The 8,022-nt window shown below is 60.5% G+C and carries 10 protein-coding genes; 7 read left to right on the top strand and 3 right to left on the bottom strand.

Annotation, left to right across the window (positions count from 1 at the left end):
* The 3 genes from AB5758_RS02300 to AB5758_RS02290 all read left to right on the top strand — a co-directional run.
* Positions 1-392, top strand: a 392-nt coding sequence (locus AB5758_RS02300; protein ID WP_368155343.1) for an ATP-binding protein, incomplete at its 5' end; no start/stop codon positions are given.
* Between the two features lie 114 nt (positions 393-506).
* Entirely contained in the window at positions 507-1,583 is a 1,077-nt protein-coding gene (gene ychF / locus AB5758_RS02295; RefSeq protein WP_368141797.1) for a redox-regulated ATPase YchF, read from the top strand.
* A gap of 11 nt (positions 1,584-1,594) precedes the next feature.
* A complete protein-coding gene (locus AB5758_RS02290; protein ID WP_089572786.1) occupies positions 1,595-1,978 on the top strand; it encodes a DUF1648 domain-containing protein in 384 nt (127 codons plus the stop codon).
* 9 nt (positions 1,979-1,987) lie between these two features.
* On the opposite strand, the gene AB5758_RS02285 is transcribed toward AB5758_RS02290, so the two are convergent.
* The gene (locus tag AB5758_RS02285) at positions 1,988-2,377 is read right to left on the bottom strand and encodes a hypothetical protein (protein WP_138111664.1); all 390 of its coding nucleotides are present in this window, start codon (positions 2,375-2,377) and stop codon (positions 1,988-1,990) included.
* 76 nt (positions 2,378-2,453) lie between these two features.
* On the opposite strand from AB5758_RS02285, the gene AB5758_RS02280 reads away from it, so the two are divergent.
* Positions 2,454-2,672 carry a helix-turn-helix domain-containing protein gene (locus AB5758_RS02280; protein ID WP_035136926.1) on the top strand — a complete coding sequence of 73 codons (219 nt, stop codon included), beginning with the start codon at positions 2,454-2,456 and terminating at the stop codon, positions 2,670-2,672.
* Positions 2,673-2,694: 22 nt separating this feature from the next.
* Here AB5758_RS02280 and AB5758_RS02275 read toward each other — a convergent pair whose 3' ends face one another.
* The gene (locus AB5758_RS02275; protein ID WP_225093256.1) at positions 2,695-3,708 is read right to left on the bottom strand and encodes an asparaginase; all 1,014 of its coding nucleotides are present in this window, start codon (positions 3,706-3,708) and stop codon (positions 2,695-2,697) included.
* 268 nt (positions 3,709-3,976) lie between these two features.
* Between AB5758_RS02275 and guaA the strand changes: the two genes are divergently transcribed.
* Positions 3,977-5,575 (top strand): glutamine-hydrolyzing GMP synthase, encoded by a 1,599-nt coding sequence (guaA, locus tag AB5758_RS02270; protein WP_368141794.1) that lies wholly within the window; start codon positions 3,977-3,979, stop codon positions 5,573-5,575.
* 617 nt (positions 5,576-6,192) lie between these two features.
* Here guaA and AB5758_RS02265 read toward each other — a convergent pair.
* Entirely contained in the window at positions 6,193-6,606 is a 414-nt protein-coding gene (locus AB5758_RS02265) for a helix-turn-helix domain-containing protein (RefSeq protein ID WP_346964614.1), read from the bottom strand.
* Positions 6,607-6,746: 140 nt separating this feature from the next.
* On the opposite strand from AB5758_RS02265, the gene AB5758_RS02260 reads away from it, so the two are divergent.
* Positions 6,747-6,950 (top strand): hypothetical protein, encoded by a 204-nt coding sequence (locus tag AB5758_RS02260; protein ID WP_006681531.1) that lies wholly within the window; start codon positions 6,747-6,749, stop codon positions 6,948-6,950.
* Position 6,951: 1 nt separating this feature from the next.
* Complete coding sequence (locus AB5758_RS02255; protein WP_138111676.1) at positions 6,952-8,022, top strand: site-specific integrase; 1,071 nt, start codon at positions 6,952-6,954, stop codon at positions 8,020-8,022.

Genomic DNA, 8,022 nt, shown 5'->3' with positions numbered 1-8,022 from the left:
GGCGTCAACTGGTGCTCTCGACGTTGCAAAACCACCCCGAGCTTGCCCAGAACATGCAGGTGAGCACACCGGAGTGCGATTTTGACAAGTGTACGTCGTGCGGCGAGTGCGTCAACGTGTGCCCCACGTTTGCCTGCGATCTGGTGGGAAGCGGCCGCTTTGCGTTGGAGTCCACGTATTGTTTAGGCTGCGGCGCCTGTGTCAAGGTTTGTCCCGAGCATGCGCTCAAGCTGGTCGAGCACGATGCGTCCAATCTGGTCGTCGTCGACCCCGAGGCCGAGGAAAAGGCCGCTCAGAAGGCCAAGGCCCACGAAGAGGCCCAGAAGGCCAAGGCCGAAGCAAAGGCCAAGCTCGACAAGATGCTCGATCAGGTGGAGAAGCTCGCGGACTAGCCAGCGACCCCAATCTTTGCTTCATTTGCGCCGCCGCGGTGTCCGGATTCGCCCGGATGCTGCGGCGGCGCTATACTTATGCAGTTTGAAGTACCTGTACCAAAAGGAGCTGTCGTGTCCCTTTCCATCGGTATCGTGGGCCTGCCCAACGTGGGCAAGTCGACGTTGTTCACCGCGCTTACCAAAAAGACCGGCCTTGCCGCCAACTACCCGTTTGCCACGATCGACCCCAACGTGGGTATCGTCGACGTGCCCGATAGCCGCTTGCAAAAGCTTGCCGACATCGTTAACCCGGGTCGCATTGTGCCGGCGACGGTCGAGTTCGTCGACATCGCAGGTCTGGTGAAGGGCGCTAACGAGGGCGAGGGCCTGGGTAACCAGTTCCTGGCCAACATTCGCGAGACCGACGCCATCTGCGAGGTCGTGCGCTGCTTTAAGGACCCCAACGTCATGCGTGAGGTGGGCCGCACGGGCGAGTTCGTCGATCCCGCCGGCGATGCCGACACCATCATGACCGAGCTCATCCTGGCCGACATGGGCACGCTCGAGAAGCAGCTGCCTAAGCTCGAGAAGGAGGCCAAGCGCGACAAGGAGCTCATGCCCAAGTTCGAGGTTGCCAAGCGCCTGCTTGCCTGGCTCAACGAGGGCAAGCGCGCCGCATCCATGGAGATGACCGACGAGGAGCGTGCCGCCGCCAAGGGGCTGTTCCTGCTCACCATGAAGCCCATCCTGTATGTGGCCAACGTGGACGAGGATATGCTCAACGACGATCTGGCGCCCATCGATGGTGTCAAGCCGCTGCCCATCTGCGCCAAGATCGAGGCAGAGCTTTCCGAGCTCGATCCCGAGGACGCCGCCGACTACCTGGAGAGCCTGGGCCTGGAGCAGCCCGGCCTGGACGTGCTCGCTCAGGCTGCCTACAAGCTGCTCGGCCTGCAGTCGTTCTTTACGGCCGGCGAGATGGAGGTCAAGGCCTGGACGGTTCGTCAGGGCGCGACCGCCCCGCAGGCCGCCGGCGTCATCCACACCGATTTTGAGCGCGGCTTTATTAAGGCCGAGGTCATTGGCTACGACGACTACATCGAGCTCGGCGGCGAGCAGGGCGCCAAGGCCGCCGGCAAGCTGCGTATTGAGGGCAAGGACTATGTCATGGCCGATGGCGACGTCGTGCACTTCCGCTTTAACGTGTAAGGGCGACGCATATGTTTAAATACGGCAAAAAAGCTGGGTACATGGGTATTGCGCTGCTCGTACTTGCGGTGATCCCGCTGGTGGTTGCAGCGTGTGTTATCCCCAACATTGGCCCCGAGGTGGCAACGAAGTTTAACGCCGCCGGCGAGGTGACGCGCTGGGGCAAGAGCTACGAGCTGTTGGCGCTGCCGGTACTCAATCTGCTGCTGAGCGTGGCGACGTACTTTACGGCGGGACGCCAGGCAAAAAATAATGATGACTCCGCCGCCATGGCGCGCATCGTGTGTGAGCGCTACCTGCGCAACGGTTGCATCACGGGTGTGTTCCTCAACGTGATCAACGTTTACTTTATGTACTCGGCGATTACTGGAACGGGCTTTGGCTTTGGTTTCTAGCTTGTCCTTTTAGGCAACGAGCCTGCACGCATATTCAATGGCTGCTGCGAGGCCGCCGCTCGATCGTGGTTTAAAGACCATGTCGGCGGCGGCCTCGTTTTCGTATCCGGCGCCGCGAAGGGCGAGTGCGATACCGGCTTCCAGGAGAAGGGGCAGACCGCGTTGGCTGGTTGCGATCACGGCAGCCTGATTGAGCGAGCAGCTGTGCGCTTGGCATTGGATGGCAAGTTCACCTTGCGCCGGGCAAGGGACCAGAATGGCGGCGACGCGACTTGATAGCAATGCAAATGCCGTGCGCTCATCGGGCGAAAGGGCTTCTGCTTCAACGACGACGAGCTTGGGCGGTGCGCTGTTTGTGCGAAGCGTGGCTCGGTACATGCGGACCGAAGAACCCGACATAGAAAACTCCTGTGTATTCGGCAAAACGTAAACTATAGTTTACGTTTATGTTCGGCTCCATTTCAAACTCGGCTGCATGGACGAACGTGCGAAACAGATTCTTGGCAGGCGGGTCGAAGAGACACGCAGGGACCTTGGTATCTCCAAGGTTGATTTTTGTGTGGCGACAGGAATCAGCCGACCCTACCTCGACCGAATCGAAGATGGGACGGCAAATTTCACGCTCAAGGTTCTATTTAAGATCGCGCCCGCACTCGGCATGACGGTGTCAGAGCTTCTCGAGGGCATCGAATAGGGGATACCCGTCGACAACTGAATTACGCCATCGGGATACGGTCGTGGTTGACTTGGCTGTAGAACAGGCGCTGGATCTCGGCGGCATCGCGTGACTGGCCGAGCGCCCACATGGTTTTGGCCACGAGCGTCTCGGTGGTCATATCGTCGCCGCGCAAAATACCCGGATGATCGGCGTAAGCTCGGCCGACCTCATAAACACCCAGGTCAAGGCCCTCCTCGGGGACCTGCGTGGTCATAACGACGGTGCGACCCGAATCGACCCAGCGGAAAATTGCCTCTTGGAACGAATCGCCGGACTCGCCAAACTCGGGAATACCGCCAATGCCAAAGGTCTCAAGAATTACAGCATCGTAGCTATCGGCTAGGGCGTCCAGGATACCCGGGTTCACGCCGGGCGTCAGCTTAAGGACAAATACGCGCGGATCGATACTGTCGTAGAAACGCACCGGGCTCTCATTCTGATGAGTGCCGTGAAGCCCGTTGCGCACAATGCGGTCGTTGCGGATGTAGGCAATGGGCGGATAGTTGACGCTAATGAACGCGTTAAAGCTCATGGTGCGCTGCTTGCGGGCGCGCGTGCCAGCAATGGCGACGCCGCCAAACACGATCGAGACGTCGTGCGAATGCTCGTCGAGTGCATAGAGCAGACTCTGGTACAGGTTGAGCTTGGCATCGGTAAAGGGGTTGCCCATGGGCTTTTGCGAGCCGGTGAGCACGATGGGCTTGGGGCTGTCCTGAATCAGATAGGAAAGCGCCGCCGCGGTGTAGCTCATGGTGTCGGTGCCGTGCAGAATCACGAAGCCGTCGTGGTCGGAATAACCTTCGACGATGACATCGCGGATGCGCATCCAGTCGCTCGGGCGCATATTGGTGCTGTCGATGTTCATGGGCTGCACGACGTCGAGCTCGCAGAGGCCCGAGATCTCGGGGACGCTCTGGGCGAGTTCCTCACCGGTCAGGGCGGGGGAGAGGCCGTTGCCGTCCTCGGTCGATGCGATGGTGCCGCCCGTGGCGATGAGAAGGATGCGCTTCATGCTGGTATTCCTATCGTATTTGCCGCCGCAGAGGCGGAGTCGTTCGGCAGTATTGTGGCACAGAGCGTTCAATGTTCAAACGTATTACATCATCTGTAACGTCTGGTAACACTTCAATTGCCGTCAAATAGGGGCCCAGGTCGTGCGTTTGCCGTGCGCTGATGGCTGCGAGGGACGAGAAACCCCATATAACGTGTACACTATGGAGGTTATTTTCGTTCATTCACGCGGGTGGGCACCGGCTCCCCGCCAACAAGAGGGGGATACCATGGATCAAAAGGCTTCCGCAAAGGTCCTCGTACTCGACTTTGGTGCGCAGTACGGTCAGCTCATTGCCCGTCGCGTCCGCGACCTCAACGTGTATTCCGAGATTGTCCCCTGCGACATCTCGGCCGACGAGATTCGCGAGATGAACGCCTCTGCGCTCATCCTTTCCGGCGGTCCGGCTTCCGTGTATGCCGAGGACGCTCCGTCTATAGATCCCGCCATCTTTGACCTGGGCCTTCCCGTCCTGGGCTTCTGCTACGGCCATCAGATCACGGCCGTGACGCTCGGCGGCAAGGTCGGCCACTCCGAGGTGGGCGAGTACGGCCGCGCCACCATCACGCGCACGGCCGGCGCCAAGCTCTTTAACTCCACGCCCATGGAGCAGACCGTGTGGATGAGCCACCGCGACGCCGTTTCCGAGGTGCCCGAGGGCTTTACCGTTACCGCCAGCACTGACGTGTGCCCGGTTGCCGCCATGGAGTGCGTCGAGCGCAAGATTTTCACCACGCAGTTCCACCCCGAGGTCAAGCACTCCGAGTATGGTCAGCAGCTGCTGAGCAACTTCCTGTTTGAGATCTGCGGCCTGGAGCCCAACTGGAGCATGGACAACCTGGTCGAGACCATGACGGCCGAGTTCCGCGAGAAGGTCGGCGACGACCGCGTGATTCTGGCCCTGTCCGGTGGCGTCGACTCCTCCGTCGTGGCTGCGCTGGGCGCTCGCGCCGTGGGCAAGCAGATGACCTGCGTGTTCATCAACCACGGCCTGCTGCGCAAGGGCGAGCCTGAGCAGGTGGAGGAGGTCTTCACCAAGCAGTTTGACGTCGACTTTATCCACGTCCACGCCGAGGAGCGTTATGCCGAGCTTCTGGCCGGTGTGACCGAGCCCGAGGAGAAGCGCCGCATCATCGGTACGCAGTTCTGGAAAGAGTTCTTCGCCGTGGCGCAGCAGCTCGAGACCGATGGCAAGCCGGTCAAGTACCTGGCTCAGGGCACCATCTACCCCGACATCATCGAGTCCGGCGCTCGCAAGACGGGCGGCAAGACGGCCACCATCAAGAGCCATCACAACCTAATCCCGTTCCCCGAGGGCGTGCACTTCGACCTCATCGAGCCGCTCGACCACTTCTTTAAGGACGAGGTCCGCGCGCTTGGTCTGGCACTGGGCCTGCCGGGTCACATCGTGTTCCGCCAGCCCTTCCCGGGCCCGGGTCTTGCCATCCGCATCATCGGTGCGGTCGACAAGGAGAAGCTCGAGATCCTCAAGAACGCCGACGCTATCGTGCGCGAGGAGCTCGACGCCTACAACCAGCGTCTGTTTGAGCAGACCGGCGAGCGCAACTCCGAGCACAGCTGCTGGCAGTACTTCGCGGTCCTGCCCGACATTAAGTCCGTCGGCGTTATGGGCGACGAGCGCACCTACCAGCGCCCGATCATCCTGCGTGCCGTCGAGTCCAGCGATGCTATGACCGCCGACTGGGCCAAGCTGCCCTACGACGTGCTGGCCCGCATCTCTGGCCGCATCGTTGCCGAGGTCCCCGGCGCCAACCGCGTGTGCTACGACATCACGTCCAAGCCGCCCGCGACCATCGAGTGGGAGTAGGCTGATAGGGTTCTGACCTGCACTTTTGAGTGCCGCACTGTGCCGCTGAGTTTCGTTTCGTACGAGAGTCATGGCAAAGCCGCCAGCGACGGCGGTGAGTAAATACGGTAATCTGGCCTCCGTTCCCGCGTTGGGACGGAGGCTTTTTCTTTGCCGTTTTACTCCCTTTCACCTGCGATTTCGCGATTTACTCCCCGTATTTCAAGACGACAAGGCACGGGGCGGTATTCGGAGGAACGGGAGTAAAGATTTATCCCGAATGAGTAGACGCGCGATTTTTGTCCCCGAGAACGAAACGAGGCCGTTTCGGGGCCCGTGAAACTCAAATCGAACTCAACGGGCGTTTTTACGGTCTCCGTACGGCGTTTCCCCAGGTGGTTAATGGGGAGTAAAGAATCTCGCCGCCTCAATGAAAACGGGAGTAATCAGGGGAAATGCCGCAGTGTACTGCCGTGTGCCGCCATGTAAGCCACCGCGTCATTTACTCCCCATTTACGCTTGAAATGCCTTTGCATGCAATGGGGAGTAAAAACTCAGCTTACGCAGGAGCGAGCGGAGCTCACCGCCTAGCCTGGCGTCCTGATTCGGTTGCGTTGATTGCGAAATGCGGGGAGCCGTTACAGCAAGGCTTTCCAGTCCTCGTACTCGTCGGCGTCGATCTCGCCGTTCTCGAGCCGTGCGCGCTTCTCTGCCCACAACTCGATCGCCATCGCGGCTTTGGGCGCGTGCGGCGCCTTGGGGTTCAGGGAGAGGCCCGAACCGTCGGCTGAGGGAACTATGCCGAAGGAGTCTTCGAGCCGCACGAGCAGCGACATGAGGTCGCCTGCGGTCTCGACGCCGTAATCCTTGAGGGCGTTGACGGATACGCCTAGTGCTGCGGCGATGGATTCGAGCAGCTCGGGCTTCACGGCGCGGATGCCGCTCTCGTAGTGGCGCACGGCCCCCTCGGTCAGGCCGACCGCCTCGGCAAGCTGCGCTTGCGTCATGCCGCGCGACTTGCGGTACCGCCTTATGTTCTCGCCTACGGACATGCGCCCTCCTCCTGGAATTACGTACCCGCACATCTTACCAGCGTACGCAAATGTACGCAATTCTATTGACAGTACAGATATGTACGTTTACTCTGAATCTGTAAACCGTACGTATCTGTACGCTAATGACAGGAGGAGCCATGGACGAGAAGGTGGCAAAGACGCCGAGACCGCACATGCTGGATGCGGACGAGGTTGCGGAGCTGCTGAGGATCAAGAAAGGCAGCGCCTACGAGGTGATCAGGAAGATAAACGCCGAGCAGGAGGCGCGCGGGCGCGTGGTTATCCGCGGACGCGTTCGAAGTGACGTCTTCGACGCCCTGTACTTCCCGGAGGTGGACTGACATGCCGGTGTACAAGGACGACAGCAACGGCACGTTCTTCGTGCAGTGCTACTACCGCGACGCCCGCGGCTCGAAGCGCCACAAGACAAAGCGCGGCTTCTCCTCCGAGGTGGAGGCGGCCGTATGGGAAAGCCAGTTCAAGAGCCTTAACGGCGGGGCCATGGACATGACGTTTTCCGAGTTCGTTGAGGTGTACGCCTCCGAGGTGAAGCCTCGCATACGCGAGCATACGTGGATCACCAAGGAGTACATCATCAACGACAAGCTCGTGCCGTTCTTTGGGGATATGCGCATGTGCGATGTGAGGCCGATCGACGTTATTAGGTGGCAGAACGAGCTTACTGAACACCGGGACGCCGACGGTAAGCCCTGGGCGCCGACGTACCTGCGCACGGTGAACAACCAACTCAACGCCATCTTCAACCACGCCGAGCGCTACTACGGGCTCACCGACAACCCGGTGCGAAGGGTCGACAAGATGGGCTCGAAGAAGGGCGGCGAGATGCAGTTCTGGACCAAGGACGAGTACCTGAGGTTCAGCGAGGCCGTCATGGACAAGCCGCTCTCGTTCCACGCCTTCGAGCTGCTCTACTGGACGGGCATCCGCTGCGGCGAGCTTCTGGCGCTCACTCCGTCCGACTTCATGCTGGAGAGTTCGCGTCTGCGCATCAACAAGTCGTACCAAAGCCTCCACGGCGTAGACACCGTGACCGATCCCAAGACGCCCAAGTCGGTGCGCACGATCGTCATGCCCGCCTTCCTGCGCGACGAGATGGCGGACTTCATCGAGCTACGAGACGACGTCGCCCCCGACGAGCGCCTGTTCGCCGTTACCAAGCACTTCCTGGCCCACGAGATGGAACGAGGGTGCAAGGCGTCTGGCGTGAAACGCATCCGCATACACGACATACGCCACAGCCACGTGAGCCTGCTGATCGAGATGGGCTTCTCCGCGCTGGCCATCGCCGAGCGCATGGGCCACGAGGCGGTGGACATCACCTACCGATACGCGCACCTGTTCCCCACGAAGCAGGACGAGATGGCCGCCGCCCTTGACGGGGCGAGGGGATAA

Origin of the sequence: Collinsella aerofaciens, assembly GCF_040926405.1 — a bacterium.
Taxonomy (GTDB): domain Bacteria; phylum Actinomycetota; class Coriobacteriia; order Coriobacteriales; family Coriobacteriaceae; genus Collinsella.
Note: the sequence above shows the minus strand (reverse complement) of the source record. Positions and strands in the feature narration are given on the sequence as shown.

Coding starts and splice junctions, on each gene's coding strand:
- AB5758_RS02290 (WP_089572786.1), top strand. CDS start 1,595: ATGTTTAAATACGGCAAAAAAGCTGGGTACATGGGTATTGCGCTGCTC.
- AB5758_RS02285 (WP_138111664.1), bottom strand. CDS start 2,377: ATGTCGGGTTCTTCGGTCCGCATGTACCGAGCCACGCTTCGCACAAAC.
- AB5758_RS02280 (WP_035136926.1), top strand. CDS start 2,454: ATGGACGAACGTGCGAAACAGATTCTTGGCAGGCGGGTCGAAGAGACA.
- AB5758_RS02275 (WP_225093256.1), bottom strand. CDS start 3,708: ATGAAGCGCATCCTTCTCATCGCCACGGGCGGCACCATCGCATCGACC.
- guaA (WP_368141794.1), top strand. CDS start 3,977: ATGGATCAAAAGGCTTCCGCAAAGGTCCTCGTACTCGACTTTGGTGCG.
- AB5758_RS02265 (WP_346964614.1), bottom strand. CDS start 6,606: ATGTCCGTAGGCGAGAACATAAGGCGGTACCGCAAGTCGCGCGGCATG.
- AB5758_RS02260 (WP_006681531.1), top strand. CDS start 6,747: ATGGACGAGAAGGTGGCAAAGACGCCGAGACCGCACATGCTGGATGCG.
- AB5758_RS02255 (WP_138111676.1), top strand. CDS start 6,952: ATGCCGGTGTACAAGGACGACAGCAACGGCACGTTCTTCGTGCAGTGC.